General features: G+C 39.2%; 16 protein-coding genes. 11 read left to right on the plus strand and 5 right to left on the minus strand.

The window, feature by feature from the left end; genetic code table 11:
- The first annotated feature begins 71 nt into the window (after positions 1-71).
- From KTV93_RS11405 to KTV93_RS11425, 5 genes are all read left to right on the plus strand, one after another.
- Positions 72-548 carry a LexA family protein gene (locus KTV93_RS11405; protein ID WP_218249092.1) on the plus strand — a complete coding sequence of 159 codons (477 nt, stop codon included), beginning with the start codon at positions 72-74 and terminating at the stop codon, positions 546-548.
- Positions 549-641: 93 nt separating this feature from the next.
- Positions 642-1,541: a hypothetical protein gene (locus KTV93_RS11410; protein WP_218249093.1), complete on the plus strand. Its 900-nt coding sequence runs from the start codon at positions 642-644 to the stop codon at positions 1,539-1,541.
- 202 nt (positions 1,542-1,743) lie between these two features.
- Positions 1,744-3,006 (plus strand): Y-family DNA polymerase, encoded by a 1,263-nt coding sequence (locus KTV93_RS11415; protein WP_218249094.1) that lies wholly within the window; start codon positions 1,744-1,746, stop codon positions 3,004-3,006.
- A gap of 64 nt (positions 3,007-3,070) precedes the next feature.
- Complete coding sequence (locus KTV93_RS11420; protein ID WP_218249095.1) at positions 3,071-3,355, plus strand: hypothetical protein; 285 nt, start codon at positions 3,071-3,073, stop codon at positions 3,353-3,355.
- Between the two features lie 16 nt (positions 3,356-3,371).
- The gene (locus KTV93_RS11425) at positions 3,372-3,653 is read left to right on the plus strand and encodes a YtxH domain-containing protein (RefSeq protein WP_218249096.1); all 282 of its coding nucleotides are present in this window, start codon (positions 3,372-3,374) and stop codon (positions 3,651-3,653) included.
- Positions 3,654-3,734: 81 nt separating this feature from the next.
- On the opposite strand, the gene KTV93_RS11430 is transcribed toward KTV93_RS11425, so the two are convergent.
- A complete protein-coding gene (locus KTV93_RS11430; RefSeq protein WP_218249097.1) occupies positions 3,735-4,352 on the minus strand; it encodes a hypothetical protein in 618 nt (205 codons plus the stop codon).
- A 178-nt stretch (positions 4,353-4,530) separates the two neighbouring features.
- On the opposite strand from KTV93_RS11430, the gene KTV93_RS11435 reads away from it, so the two are divergent.
- From KTV93_RS11435 to KTV93_RS11450, 4 genes are all read left to right on the plus strand, one after another.
- Positions 4,531-6,177: a phospholipase D-like domain-containing protein gene (locus KTV93_RS11435; protein WP_218249098.1), complete on the plus strand. Its 1,647-nt coding sequence runs from the start codon at positions 4,531-4,533 to the stop codon at positions 6,175-6,177.
- A 140-nt stretch (positions 6,178-6,317) separates the two neighbouring features.
- The gene (locus KTV93_RS11440; RefSeq protein WP_218249099.1) at positions 6,318-6,965 is read left to right on the plus strand and encodes an SOS response-associated peptidase; all 648 of its coding nucleotides are present in this window, start codon (positions 6,318-6,320) and stop codon (positions 6,963-6,965) included.
- Between the two features lie 10 nt (positions 6,966-6,975).
- Entirely contained in the window at positions 6,976-7,263 is a 288-nt protein-coding gene (locus KTV93_RS11445; protein WP_218249100.1) for a hypothetical protein, read from the plus strand.
- 1,422 nt (positions 7,264-8,685) lie between these two features.
- Entirely contained in the window at positions 8,686-9,111 is a 426-nt protein-coding gene (locus KTV93_RS11450) for a DUF6943 family protein (protein WP_218249101.1), read from the plus strand.
- Between the two features lie 198 nt (positions 9,112-9,309).
- On the opposite strand, the gene KTV93_RS11455 is transcribed toward KTV93_RS11450, so the two are convergent.
- The 4 genes from KTV93_RS11455 to KTV93_RS11470 form a co-directional block, all read right to left on the minus strand.
- Complete coding sequence (locus KTV93_RS11455; RefSeq protein ID WP_317206433.1) at positions 9,310-9,600, minus strand: hypothetical protein; 291 nt, start codon at positions 9,598-9,600, stop codon at positions 9,310-9,312.
- Entirely contained in the window at positions 9,590-9,853 is a 264-nt protein-coding gene (locus KTV93_RS11460) for a hypothetical protein (RefSeq protein WP_218249102.1), read from the minus strand. Before KTV93_RS11460 ends, KTV93_RS11455 begins: the two co-directional genes overlap by 11 nt.
- Positions 9,854-9,865: 12 nt before the next feature.
- Positions 9,866-10,318, minus strand: coding sequence for a DUF5675 family protein (locus tag KTV93_RS11465; protein WP_218249103.1), 453 nt, complete (start codon positions 10,316-10,318; stop codon positions 9,866-9,868).
- 79 nt (positions 10,319-10,397) lie between these two features.
- The gene (locus tag KTV93_RS11470; RefSeq protein WP_088467712.1) at positions 10,398-11,201 is read right to left on the minus strand and encodes a hypothetical protein; all 804 of its coding nucleotides are present in this window, start codon (positions 11,199-11,201) and stop codon (positions 10,398-10,400) included.
- 144 nt (positions 11,202-11,345) lie between these two features.
- Between KTV93_RS11470 and KTV93_RS11475 the strand changes: the two genes are divergently transcribed.
- Together KTV93_RS11475 and KTV93_RS11480 are read left to right on the plus strand one after the other, a co-directional pair.
- Complete coding sequence (locus KTV93_RS11475) at positions 11,346-11,867, plus strand: thermonuclease family protein (RefSeq protein ID WP_218249104.1); 522 nt, start codon at positions 11,346-11,348, stop codon at positions 11,865-11,867.
- Positions 11,868-12,173: 306 nt separating this feature from the next.
- Positions 12,174-13,766, plus strand: coding sequence for a GEVED domain-containing protein (locus KTV93_RS11480; RefSeq protein ID WP_218249105.1), 1,593 nt, complete (start codon positions 12,174-12,176; stop codon positions 13,764-13,766).
- The last annotated feature ends 103 nt before the right edge of the window (positions 13,767-13,869 follow it).

Genomic DNA, 13,869 nt, shown 5'->3' on the forward strand with positions numbered 1-13,869 from the left:
CTTATTTCATCATTTCATAAATTTTTTGACTTAAATATTTTTAAAATTTTTATTGTCATTAACTTTGCCCCATGAAACCCCGCTATTCCATAAAACTCTACCGTCTTGATAATGAATCAGATATCCTGATCCCCCTTCTACCGGCCAAGGTAAAAGCAGGCGGTTACGGAAGCTTTGAAAGCCCGGCGCTGGATTTTCCGGAGGACACAATCGATTTGGTAAAGCTCTTGATAAAAGACAAAGACACAACCTTTTTTGCTAAGGTTTCCGGACCATCCCTGGAGGGAATCGGCATATTTGACGGTAATATCCTGATCGTTCAGAAAGGATTATTTCCAAGGGAAAATGACATTGTTGTAGTGTATTATGGTGGCGAATTTTTCGTCAAAAGGTACAAGCCAAAATACCACGAGAATACGTTGAAAATGAAGACCATCAAATTACAGTCTGAAAACCCTGCATATAATGACATGGATATCACCGAAGACACAGACTTTGAATTGTGGGGCGTAGCAACCTGGAATTTAAATAATTTGCGAAATAGGTAGATTAAAACAAAAATAATTTTACAAAATAAAACCAGCTGCCAATCATAGGCGTTATTATTACTTGCAAAAAATTAAATCTTTACAACAATGTAAATGCCTAAAAATATGGAGCCATCAAAATCAAGCTTATTCGGTACTTTAAAGACTTATTATACCGATCACAAGGATTTCTTACCTCTTTTCGTTTTGATTCCGACGGTAATTGGCGGCATATGGCAAACTCTCGAATTGATGCTGATTGGTTTTTCTACATTACGTTTTTTCTCCGTATCACAGTTGGTGAGTGATGGTATAATAATTCTATGCTTTACTGTTATATTTTATATATTTTACATGATCGTACTGCGTAATTTAAACCCTCGCAAAATTTTTATTAGCTATGTTGAAAATCAAGACCCTTTCATTGGTTTATATGGTTCGCTAGCTATGTTTATATTGGTCGTTTTCTATATAATAGTCTACGTCGTACCTGACATTCCTTCAGAAGATTTTCGAACACTCCCAATAAACGTATCATTGGCACTCATTTTCTCCTATATTTTTTTATTTCTAATGTTCTTGGGATCTCTGATTATGTTAGTAGTACAGTTAGTAAAGAAATATTATTTCAAAAGTATCACCACTCTAGAGCAGCTCGATGATAAGCAAAAAAAAATAGAAGGTTATTTAAAAAAAAAGGATGCGTTTTGGTCTACTTTTTATGCCTTTATAAGTATACTTATTTTGGCGGTGGTGCATATTTCAATTTTTGCAGTTCTAATATATATACATTCGTTACGTAATCAAGTAGTACTTGCAAAGGACATTGAAAATTTCAGATATTTAGAAAGCAATAAGCATTTAAGCAGTGAACTCCAGAATAAGTATGATACATGTGAACTTGCATATTGGAATGATAAATATATTTTTTTAAAGTTATCAAGTGAAAAATTGGTAAATAATGACTACAAAATATTGATATTAAAGACTGAAGATGTGCTGTTCCCAAAGTAAGAAGATAAAAACTTCAATACTGATTCGGATTCTGTAATTTTAAATAATAATGTTACCGCTACAAATGATATAGACTTGGTTAGAAAATTAAAACACACAATTCTCCCAGTTTATACCCTTTTAATAAATTATCTTTTCTGCTATCGATTTGTTTTTTGGATAAGCGGCAAGTTTTAGATTTTATCATAAAAAACAAAAATATATGTTTGGCCTTATCGATGGTAATAATTTCTACGCGAGCTGCGAGCGGATCTTCCGACCAGACTTGCGTAATAAACCGGTTGTTGTTCTAAGTAACAACGACGGTTGCGCTATTGCCCGAAGTAATGAAGCGAAAAAGCTAGGCATTACCATGGGCCAGCCATACTTTCAAATTCAACACCTGGAAAAGGAAAAAGATTTGCATGTTTTCTCTGCGAACTTTGTGCTGTATGGTGACATTAGCAACCGGATCGCAAATATCTGCAGACGTTACTGCCAGGATATAGAAATTTACAGCATCGATGAATCCTTCCTTGATTTCCATGGCTATGAGCATTATGACTTACAGAAACATTGTGAGGAACTGAGGGAAAAAGTTCTGCGAGGGTTGGATATTCCTACCAGCATTGGTATTGCACCCACAAAGACTTTAACCAAAGTAGCCAATAAAATAGCTAAGAAATTTCCTGAAAGAACTAAAGGAGTGTACATTATTGATACTCCGGAAAAGATTGAGAAAGCATTAAAATGGTTTCCGCTCGAAGATATCTGGGGAATCGGCAGAAGGTATTACGATCGGTTCTCTGCCAGGGGTATAAAAACAGCCTGGGATTTCACTCAGCTTCCTGAAGCTTTTGTGCAGAAAGAAATGGGAGTTTTCGGGCTAAGGATGCATAAAGAATTACGGGGCATTCCTCAGTACGATCTAACAGAACACAAGCCTAAGAAGGGAATTGCAACCACAAGAACCTTTGACAAGAGGACAGATAAGCTTGAGGATTTAGAGGAACGCGTATCAACATTTGCCTATAAATGCTCCGAGAAATTACGCCGTCAGAATTCCTGCTGCAGATACCTGACTGTTTTTATCATGACGGACCGGTTTAAACCCGATCTCAAACAATACAGCAATTCATTTACGATTACTTTACCCAATCCTTCAAACTCTGCAATTGAGCTGGCAAAAGTGGCTAAACAGGCACTATATAAAATCTATTTACCTTATTTTCAATACAAGAAAGCAGGGGTAATGGTTACTGAATTTGTACCCGATACCGCAAGAATGACCAGTCTTTTTGAAGAAGATCAATTTGAAAAGCATAAACCTATCTTACAGGTCATGGATTATATGAACCGACGATTAGGCGCAGATAAAATCAAATTGGCAAGCATGGATATACAGAAGACCTGGAAGATGAATCAGAAGAACTTATCACCCAGATACACTACTGAACTGAATCAGATCATGAAGGTAAAAGCTTAAGGATTAAAACAGTAAAAGTGTTTATATTTGATTTAAGCTTTTTTCAAATCATAACCATTAACTTATGTCCTCAACTCGCGAGCAGGTAGTAACTGCAATCCAGGATTTAATCGATTATCGCCACACTGTTTTCGGAAATATTGTAAATATTGCGCTGAAAGGGGAGTTACATCATTTAGATGGTGCTGTGGATATTGGTGAAACTTACGAGTTCAAAATGAACCATTTCAGAGGTCTGGACGATATTAACGTAAACCGTCTGATTAAACTTTGCGAGGTGATTGACGAGAACATATTCCTGATGATGGAGGATAATGATATTGATGTAAACGAAGTCGAATTTGAATAATTAAAAAATCCGGAAGATGAAACTTACAAAAACACACCATTTTTTGATTGGCTTGGGAATAGGTTTGGTAGTTGGTATTTTACTTAGCTCACTTTCCTGGCGAGCTGAACGGCATAAATTATCAACCAACTTAGATGAAATCCGCACGATTGTAATCGAGAATAAATTGAAAAGCAATAATGACAGTATAAAGTACAATGATAAAATTGCTGATATGGCTGCGCTTTATTACAGATTGGAATTAGAAAATAGGGAATTAAAAGACAAACAGGCAATCGCTAATTCCTCTGGAAAATAATATTTAGATTACTGAAAAAATTCTGAATAATAGCCGAGTGAAACGGCTGTTAGTCTTATATAAATACCACTACATCATACCTCAAAATCGAACACCTTTTTCTTTTGTCAGATAATGAATTTTCTGTTCTAAAATTTCTTTGGTTAAAGGTGGTCGGTCAAATCCTGTAAATTCAAAGGTCCTATAAAGAGAGTCTAGGAAGCCGAAAATTTCATCGTCAACCATGGCGGAAAGATAAACATACAAATCTCTCTTATCTGGATCATCAAAATAATCTTCATCAAAACTTACAATAGTATCTGCAGCATCTTTCCATCGTTGGGTAAAATAGCCGTCAAACTGAATGCCCTTTTCTACAGCGCATGAATGAACCAGTTCCATACTTTCCTTTAACTTATGCTCAATAGTCTCGGTAGGATCTACCAAAATATGTTCATAGCTCACATTAAATAATTCACAGTTTGAGTAGTAATAAAGAAAATCTGGATTTTCTTTAAGCACCTTATTAATCCAATCCTGGAATATTTCCTTTAATAGGGTTAGATTTCCTTTTGCCGAAATTGCTTCCCTATACTGGGTTTCGCTCTCGAATCTACTTTTCATCTGCAAACCTGATTTCAGGAATACATCCAGGCCATAACCACCCATTGACGATTCGCTCACCCGTATTTCTTTAATATCGAAAGGTACACTTTGCATAAGGATAGAATATTTATATTGTAACGTGGGTTTAAAATTAAGGCTAATTTCTTTAAAACGATCTAAAGCGCTATGTTATTTAAAAATATTAAAAATTATTTCGGGTAATCAATGCTTTTTTATTAATCTTGATCTTAACTTTGATTACAAATTTTTCTCATCTTAAAATCAGACGCTTATGAATACAAAATCTACTTTATTTACTCTGCTGATAAGTTTGTTTTCCTCCATATGTTTTGGTCAAACTACCATTAAAGAGAAGGATTACACAATCACTTACAATCCCGACCATATTGCGGTAACGTTCGATGAGAATGTTTCATTTGAGGCGTTCAATACAAAATATTTTACCCAAAAGGCAGTTCAGGCCGACAGTACCAGGCAGTACACTTACATCATAAAGGATATACAGCCTGCGGAATTTATAACCTTCCAGTATTCTCTGAAAGACGGAAATGCTACCGATTACTGGTACGCTACACTTGCAGCACCATCAGCTTCTACCGGTGTAATGAATGTCTATTTTAATCATGTAGTCAGTACTTCTGTTTCACAATATCAGCCGGCACAGAATTTAGGCAATACTTTAGATGATATGCTGATCAGTTATATCAATGCCACCCAAAGTACGCTGGATATAGCAATTTATAACAGCTACTCATCAAGTTCCACTACAGGAATTGCCGGAGCTATTAATAATGCATACAATAGAGGCGTAAACGTTCGTGTCATTTACGACGGCAGTACAGGCAGCCAAATGATCCCGTTATTAAATGCTTCAATTCCGAAACTCGCAAGTCCCACTTCCTCAGACTACGGAATTATGCATAATAAATTTGTCGTGTTTGATGCAGACAGTTCAGATCCTAATCGTCCCTGGGTGTGGTCTGGTTCCACGAACTGGACGGCCGTACAGATTGACGGCCCCGATAAAAATAATGCGATTGCCATTCAGGATCAGGCACTGGCTCAAGCCTATAAGATGGAATTTGAAGAAATGTGGGGATCATCAGGTTTAAATCCTAATACTTCTGCCTCGAAATTCGGTCCATATAAAACAAATAATACCCCTCATATTTTCAATATCGGTGGAAAGGTGGTAAAGAACTATTTCAGTCCATCTGATGCGGTAACCTCCCAGATCATTAATGTAATCAATTCAGCGGACAGCGATATTGAAGTGGCTACCATGTTGATAACCAGAGACGATATAAGAGATGCACTGATTAATAAATACAACTACGGACTGGCTACTGTTCAGGGCGTTTTCGATACCCAAAATCCTTCCGGTAACGATATTCCTGCACTGAAAAGTGCTATCGGTGCCAATAAAATGGTACAATATGGCGGTGCTGGAGTAATGCATCATAAATTCATGCTGGTGGATAATTTTAATGCAGCTTCAGACCCGATTGTCCTTACAGGTTCCCATAACTGGAGTACATCAGCGGAAACCCGTAATGATGAAAACACCCTGATTATCCACGACAAAACAATTGTAGACCAATACTATCAGGCATTCCATTATCTCTACCTGGAAGCTGGCGGAACCTTAGCCATTTCAGAAAATGCTTCGAACACCAAAAAAGTTATGCTTTATCCTAATCCGACTGACGGTCCGGTTTATTTCAAAGTTGATGGAACTCTCCTAAATGCACATGGAAATATTTCAGTATTTAACGTCGTAGGCAGCAAGATCATGGAAAGAAGTTTCAACAATATGCGCAATTCCTCCATTGATCTGAGTAATTATCCGAAAGGAATTTACTTCTTAAACATCACTGTAGGCGATCTGAAATACCAGGCAAAAGTTCTCCGACAATAATCAAATTAAAGTCTGTCTTACAGAGGCAGACTTTTTTCTTACAACATTCTAAAAAATTTATTATTAAATTTGATTTGCACAATTTTATGTTAAAAGTGGTTTCAATATCTGTTGAGTTCCCTGTTAAATTGATCTGAATTATGTGTTATTACGTTGATACCAGCTTTACGCAAAAAGAAGTAAGAGAAATCTACGGAGTAGGTTTTGAGGGCGAAGAGTACAAGCCCACGAAATTCCTGAACGGTTTTTCTCATGCATTAGTTCCGGTAATCCTGGACGAAAATCCTGCAATCTGCACTACTGCAAATTGGGGCTTAATTCCTTTCTGGGCTAAAGACAGGAAGATTCAGAAACAGACTCTCAATGCAAAAATTGAAACGGTAGAAGAAAAACCATCATTCAGAAATAATTATAACCGCAGGTGCTTGGTTTTGGTTAAAGGCTTCTACGAATGGAAATGGCTGGATGACAAAGGAAAGGAGAAGAATAAACATTTTCTGACTTTACCCAATGCCGGCATAATTTCTTTAGGAGGAATATATGGGAACTGGACGGATAAGGAAACCGGAGAAGAACTTAGAACCTTTTCTATTGTTACAACTCAGGCAAATGAATTAATGACGGAAATTCACAATACAAAACATCGTATGCCTGTTGTCCTTACAAAGGCAATGGAAAAAGAATGGTTAATGGATAGAGATATTCAGGATTTTGCTTTTCCTAATCATGAAGCAGACCTGCTCGCAATAAATCTTGATGAACCTGCAGAACCTAAAACCTTATTTTAAAAATTAAGAGATGATTACTTATAGAGAACACTTGATAGCTGCAATGCAAGATATGATTAAAATGCAATACATTCTTTTTGAGAATATTGTGAACCTTTCACTAACAGGTGAAATGAAGCATCTTCAAGGTTTTGTGGATGAAGATGAGTCTTACGCATTTACTATGAATCATTTTAGAGGGGTGGAAGATCCTAATGTCCAATCCTTAATTCAGTTATGTGACATTATTCAGCAGAAATTAACTCAATTGATGGAGAAAAATAATATTGAATATAAGGATATAGATCTTGATACATGATTACAATACCAGATCATAACACTGAACTTATTTTATTGCTAAGTGAGAAATACAAACTTTCGAAAATTATAGTTCATGAAAGTTTCCAGGTTTTTACGAAGCCGTTTATAAATCGTGTATCCAAAGATTGTGCAGAAAATGAGGGACTCGAACATCACCTCCATTTGAAACAGCTTGCGGTGGACCTTGTGAGAGCTGCTCAAAAACATGTACCATTTCAAATTTCGATTTCCGACGGTACTGTCACAATAAAGAATCTTTAAGTACCACAGCTCTGCCACAGCAAATAACATAATTGCAATTATAGTCAATTTGCCATCGCAAACCGTTGCCCTCCACTCCGCTGCGCTGCGTTACGTGCAAACCAGCACCATTATCACCTATAATTGAAAATTATGCTAAATGCTTTCCTGTTGTGTGGGCGAAGCCCACACAAGCCAACGCCTTCCAGCCGCCAGGACAGTCATAATTTAGAAGACCCTCTCACCGTTCCAGTGCCCAAATCGACAGTCTAGTCTTGAAAGGTCCATGTGCCTGCAGTCCATAGCCTGCTTTTTTTCAGCGGAAAGTGTAGTGGCAGGCTATGCACTTCGGTACCGCGCACAGCAGTATTCCGGGTAACAAAAATATGCGTAGGCCATCCCTTACCCTTTGCCCACTTCCAGCAGCATCACGCATATTTTCCATTGCCCTCCATACCGCTGTCTTTCCAGCCCCTTCAGTATTTGTTTATCGAAAGGGAGTTGCCTAAGCTTTCCCATGTTCCTCCAGCCAATAGCCGGCATACACTTCACGGACGTGACCGGCCGTTCCGTTGCAGCCCGCTATACGCTTCCGCAACCGCGCACAGCAGTATGCCGGCTCACCGGGAATTGCTTATTTTATTTTGGTTCCGGTAAGCCGTCATACAGCTGTCTTTTCCCTCGCTGTCCGCCGCCTTGAATGAAAAGCCGTTCTTAAAATTTGCCATGTCCCGCTAGTCAATAAACTGCTTTGTTTCAGCAGAAAAATGTAGTGGCAGTTTATTCACTATCGGTACCGCGCACAGCAGTATGCCGCTGCTGCGTGCCCTCGCATCGGCATACCGCTGTTTTTCCAGCAGCTGAGGGGAGCTAGAAAAATCCCGCTTCGAAATCCCTGAATTTTATAATAAGCAAATCTCTTGTTTCACCATCCGGGAGACCCGGATAAGAAAAAATAAAAAAAAAGAAAGTAAAGTTATGGTTTCGGAAAAATGCCGTGACAATATCAAGCCCTTGCGGGTTTTTTGCAAAAAAGATGGCCGTGAAAAATGATACGGCAATCTTTTTTGCAAAAAAATATTGCATAGCATTTTTCCTCCCGAGGGGTAGAGCACTTTCTTTTTTTTCTTTTTTTCTTTTGAATAGTATTCAGAAGAGCAAATTTTTTAAAACAAAAGTTATGCTTACCAACAAAGTACGGACGTACTCAGTCCACCGCCCAGCCCCGGAAACGGCTGTTTTTATTCTGAATCGTGGCCACAATGCCGGAAAACCTTTGCGTGAACCTTGCCCGAACTGCTTCATCATCTACTGTGGCAACCAGGAAGAACTCGAAACCGTTTACTGGACCTTTTACGCACTCTGGAAAAACGGATTCTTTCATCCTTATCTCTGCGGCAGCGTCATCGAAATGCTCAGACTCTTCGATCTGAAGAAGCTGCTGCAGAACTTCATTCAGCCTGGCATCGAAAAAGCCATCCGAAACCCGGAAATGATCCACAAAATCAAATCCATCCACGACCTGGAACAGAAGCAAAATCAGCAGACCCAACTCATCAGCCAGCTCCGCGCTGCACTCATTCAGAAATATTATTACTCAATCTGAAATCTAAAAATTCCCTCCGGGGAATTTTTTGTTTTGAGTGCCACTTTTCTCACCCATATCCCGTACTTAAGTCATACTTATTTCACCCCTTTTAATAAAACCCCGCAAACGGACGCAGGCAAAAATTTAGACACAAAAAAAGCCTGTCATTACAACAGGCCATCTAACTATTAAAATTCTAACAATGGGACTTAAGTGCTATTTTTCAGCTTCATCAGCTGGATCTTCACCCGATTTTCCGCGATTTTTAGCGGATTTTTCGCCATACTCTTCAGAGCTGACAGCCGTCTGACTTACCGCACCGAGAATGGTTCCGCCTAAAAGCAAGTAACCTCCAATGGAAATTACTGCTGCAGGTAAGGCAACCGGCGCCGCCACAAGGGCACCGCCTACAGCCGACAAACCCAGTCCGATATTGCGGGCAATCCGAAACCACTTCGGAGTGGGTGAACTCATTCTGCTTGCTAAATTCATGTTTCTATTTTTCATGATCTTGATTTTTTGTTTGGTTAATTTCTAATTTATTCATCCTTTGTTCCAGGTATTCAACTTTCTTGGTGAGGATATCATAAGAAGTTCTGAATTCTGTTTTGATGATCAGAGCCATGGTCTTAACCTCTGACATATCTCTTTCCATACTCTTGAAATCGGTGTGCAGCTGCTTGATGAAGTAAGCAACGATACCCAGCAGAACACTGCTGATAAAACCGAACATCACACTCAACGTTAATTCACTTCCCATGATGATTCTGTTTTAAAATTGAAAATTGTTCTGGATCTCAATCTGATTATCCTTGCTTTTGGCTGCCGCCAAAAGTTTAGGATAAACCTGCCGGTATGCATCGCGGCTCTGCAGAACCTGATAGTCTCCGTCTTTTTTGATGTAGCTCAATCCTACGAGCGGACAACCGGCTGTGTGTTCGATCGTGTTTCCTGTATGGATATACACCAGGTCGAAAGTCGGCAGATCATCAATTTCAATCATGCCCTGATGCATTTGTCCGTACTTCTGGGAATACGTTCTGTTCATTCCACCTGTGGTGTTGGTTTTAAGCTGAAATTTTCCCTCCGGGATCGCGGTCCTGCTTTTAATCTTAACCTGGCGGATTTTATCTTCCAGGAGAAAGCATTGAAAAATCCCATCTATGTACAGATGAGAAAGGGTGCTTTCTTTGCCCTGGGCTACTCTTACTATTTTTGTTTTCATAAAGTTCTGTATTTGGATTTATGAAATGAGTGATAAAAAAAAGGCTTCCATTTTCTGGAAGCCCTTTCATGATCACATCCTAAAACACTTCCTCGATTTTGAGACAGTTACCGGTAGCAAATGGGTAATAAACTCCGTTTACTTCCTGGAAGAATTCGATTCCGATACACTGAAGTACAGAAACGGTATTGTCCAGCGTTGGTAAACCTGGCAAATCTGCCGTAATGGTATCACCGGAATAACTTTCATTAAGCGGGATAAAAGGTGATCTGGCAACTACACTCAGCTCATTATTCACCGCGTCGTCCGGTTCATAAGTTCCGGTTATCGGGTTATAAGAAAAGTCTGCGATAACTGCCAAAGCATGGAGCAAACGGAAGTGCGAAGCACCTGCAGGAGCAGCGATCAATTCGATTGGTATGAACTCTTCTACAATAAAATCTGCAGTATTTCTTGCAGGATCATGATTCACCTGATATGGAGCATTGAAAACACCGTTGATCGATTGGTTCTTGTTGAACTCAAACCCATTCAGATAATTTCTCTGAGTGGAAATCTCAACTTTTCGGTAACCTCTGGCTTCCGTTCCGTCCTCCAGGTTGATTTTCTTCATGATCGAAGTTAATCTTCCCGTTACCTGAGTATCGGTAAATTTACCCATCAGCTGGGAAAGAGCGGTTCGCACCGCTTTCCCGGCGATGGCACACCCACCGAACTCGTTCATGTTTTCGCGGGTACGCTCAAACTCCGGAGCGGTTTTAACCTGTTCTGCGGTGGGTCCGCCCACCATGCCGGCAAAAAATCCTTTTTGCCCTTTGATTTTGAAATGTCTAACGTCGCCTATGGTTCCGACGTATTTCATGAGACCTTTTTGTCTTGCCATGATATTAAATTTTGTAATTGATAATTTGAAGAAAAACACTGTTGTCTAGACAGTTATAAATTTCTTGAATTGTCTTTACAAAAGCAATAGTTAAAACACAGTAAATCAACGCATTACAATGAAATTAACCCAAAATACACTACCATGAACGTCAGCAAAACTATAAATCCGTCAGCAAAGTATTTTCAGATTCCGGGCATCATTACCGAAACCCACTGGATCGTCGAAAGAGTTCTGGATGGAGATACCCTTATCGTAAAAGAAGAATTCGGTCAGGAAAGCAAAGAAATCCGACTTTACGGCCTTGATGCACCGGAAGTCCACATGAGCCGAAAAATGCGTGAGGATGAAGCGAAAAGCCACCTGCCTGCAGCGTTACTGCTGGAACTCGGACTGCAGAGTTTAGATTACGTGCTCCAGGTGTGCCCACCTGGAACCCGCATCACACTCCTGACCGAAAAGAAAAACGAACTCGACTTCTGGCTGCGCCAGCTAGCCTATGTCATTATGCCTTCCGGCAAATGCCTGAATGAGCTTCTAATAGAAAAGGGATGGGCAAAAACTTCTAACAATTACTATTGCAGTTATTTGCATTACTTTCAACAATTAACTATATTAGCAAAAGCAAGCAATGCAGGAATATTCAAGTTTTCTGGAAGTTTCTAAAATGTTGTACCCATGTTGTACTACAGAATTAAAAGGAGTAAGCAAAACCCCGATTTTAGAAGCTTTCTCGCAAAATTAATTATATTGAACAAATATAAATAATTTTAGGGAGAATAGGAAAGTGCCGAATCATTGTCAGGGTCTAAAATATGATAAAATAACGTCCTGTTCGAATTGGGTTAAAAAGACGCAGTGTATATTTGTAAATGATTACAATCTGCTAACAAATGCAGGAAAGTGGTGAATTATTATGAATTTGAATTATTTGTTTTATATTTGGAGGACAATTTTAAATAAAATAGATATATGAAAAAATTATTACTTTCTTGTTTCCTTGCAATGGGAATCGGTGCTCAAGCACAGTTAAACTACACAGGGGATTTTGAAGATGCGACCAATGTAGGACAGTATGGCCAGTTTGGTGGTGGAACATTTGAAACTGCTGCTGCGTGTTCAGGAACACTTGGTGGGCAATTGGCCATCGGTGGAACAGTTTCACAAACCGGATGGATGGTTATGAATGATGTTCTGGAAGAGGAATTTGGCAGTGTGAATAACGGTCAGGAAGCGGTTGTTACTTTCAGTTACAAAAAAGCTGCAGGAGTTACAGGGACTTTGTATGCTGCTGTTTTTACCTTTGTGCCAAGTTCAGGCGCCTGGAATATTGAATATGTTAGCACCGGTACAGTGCTTGGAACTGCGGCGATTACTACTTGTGCGCAGAAAACCGGTACAATTCCGGCAGGTAAAATGCAGCCAGGACAATCTTATGCATTCGGTGCTTGGTTTGTACCAAGCGGTGGAACCTCGGGCAATGTATTCATAGATAATATATCTATTGCACAGCAGTCTGTTACTACAGTTCCCGCATGTACAGCTTTCACAAATCCGGTGAACGGCGGTGTACTGCCTTCCGGAACCAATACGTTTACATGGCCAGCAGTTGCAACTGCAGTAAATTATGTTCTTACTGTGGGAACCACGCCAGGCGGAAATGATACTTTTGGAGGTGTTGTTGCTGGAACATCCCAGAACGTAGCTCTTGCTCCTAATACAACTTACTACGCAACAGTAACACCTGCGAATACAGTTGGTGAAGCTACTGGCTGCACTGGGGTTACTTTCACTACAAATAATGTAATTACCTATTGCGGTCCTCTAACGTCAAGTGCTCCAACTGCTGTTGCACCGATCAAGTCCGTTAATTTTGCTGGAACGACCAAGACTTCAGATGCAGCAGCTACTACAATTGGCTCATTTGCAGCATATGAAGATTTCACAACTACAGTTTTTGAGGTAAAAGATAATGTAACTTCACTTCCTCTAACGGTATTGGGAACAACTAACGGAAATCCTGTTAATGGTTGGGCAATGTCGGTATTTATCGACTGGAACAGCGATGGTGATTTTGATGATGCAGGAGAGTCTTACTTCAATACCACTGCAACGATGATCAGAAAAGCTAACGTACCAGATAACCCAACTTCCTTAACTGGTAATATTGCGATCCCTGCAGGAACAGCTTACGGACAGAAAAGAATGAGAGTTAAATATAATTTCTCAGGAACAGCAATTCATACAGCCTTGGTTTCCGGATGTGCTCAGATGGGTAACGGTCAGGCAGAAGATTATACCATTAATTATCAGCAGTTCCTTGCGGTAGGTGATGTAAATAAGTCAAATGTATCTGTATATCCTAATCCATTCAAAGATGTATTGAAAATCTCAGATATCAAAGGCGTAAAATCTATCAATATTGTAGATGTATCAGGAAGAACTGTGAAAACATTAGCACCTGCTACTGAACTTAATCTTGGACAGCTGAAATCAGGAATGTACTTCGTGAATTTACAGTATACTGACGGTTCTGTGAAAACAGTGAAATCAATTAAAAAGTAAGTTTTTTAATAATTTAGTGAAGGCGGCAGATTTATCTGCCGCTTTTTTTTTGAGCGTATGCCCGTAATAAATGATATCAATTTTTTCAATTCTTCCGGTTTTT

The organism is Kaistella faecalis, assembly GCF_019195395.1.
GTDB classification, from domain to species: Bacteria; Bacteroidota; Bacteroidia; order Flavobacteriales; family Weeksellaceae; genus Kaistella; species Kaistella faecalis.

Coding starts and splice junctions, on each gene's coding strand:
- KTV93_RS11425 (WP_218249096.1), top strand. CDS start 3,372: ATGAAACTTACAAAAACACACCATTTTTTGATTGGCTTGGGAATAGGT.
- KTV93_RS11455 (WP_317206433.1), bottom strand. CDS start 9,600: ATGAAAAATAGAAACATGAATTTAGCAAGCAGAATGAGTTCACCCACT.
- KTV93_RS11440 (WP_218249099.1), top strand. CDS start 6,318: ATGTGTTATTACGTTGATACCAGCTTTACGCAAAAAGAAGTAAGAGAA.
- KTV93_RS11475 (WP_218249104.1), top strand. CDS start 11,346: ATGAACGTCAGCAAAACTATAAATCCGTCAGCAAAGTATTTTCAGATT.
- KTV93_RS11445 (WP_218249100.1), top strand. CDS start 6,976: ATGATTACTTATAGAGAACACTTGATAGCTGCAATGCAAGATATGATT.
- KTV93_RS11405 (WP_218249092.1), top strand. CDS start 72: ATGAAACCCCGCTATTCCATAAAACTCTACCGTCTTGATAATGAATCA.
- KTV93_RS11435 (WP_218249098.1), top strand. CDS start 4,531: ATGAATACAAAATCTACTTTATTTACTCTGCTGATAAGTTTGTTTTCC.
- KTV93_RS11465 (WP_218249103.1), bottom strand. CDS start 10,318: ATGAAAACAAAAATAGTAAGAGTAGCCCAGGGCAAAGAAAGCACCCTT.
- KTV93_RS11415 (WP_218249094.1), top strand. CDS start 1,744: ATGTTTGGCCTTATCGATGGTAATAATTTCTACGCGAGCTGCGAGCGG.
- KTV93_RS11410 (WP_218249093.1), top strand. CDS start 642: ATGCCTAAAAATATGGAGCCATCAAAATCAAGCTTATTCGGTACTTTA.
- KTV93_RS11450 (WP_218249101.1), top strand. CDS start 8,686: ATGCTTACCAACAAAGTACGGACGTACTCAGTCCACCGCCCAGCCCCG.
- KTV93_RS11420 (WP_218249095.1), top strand. CDS start 3,071: ATGTCCTCAACTCGCGAGCAGGTAGTAACTGCAATCCAGGATTTAATC.
- KTV93_RS11460 (WP_218249102.1), bottom strand. CDS start 9,853: ATGGGAAGTGAATTAACGTTGAGTGTGATGTTCGGTTTTATCAGCAGT.
- KTV93_RS11470 (WP_088467712.1), bottom strand. CDS start 11,201: ATGGCAAGACAAAAAGGTCTCATGAAATACGTCGGAACCATAGGCGAC.
- KTV93_RS11480 (WP_218249105.1), top strand. CDS start 12,174: ATGAAAAAATTATTACTTTCTTGTTTCCTTGCAATGGGAATCGGTGCT.
- KTV93_RS11430 (WP_218249097.1), bottom strand. CDS start 4,352: ATGCAAAGTGTACCTTTCGATATTAAAGAAATACGGGTGAGCGAATCG.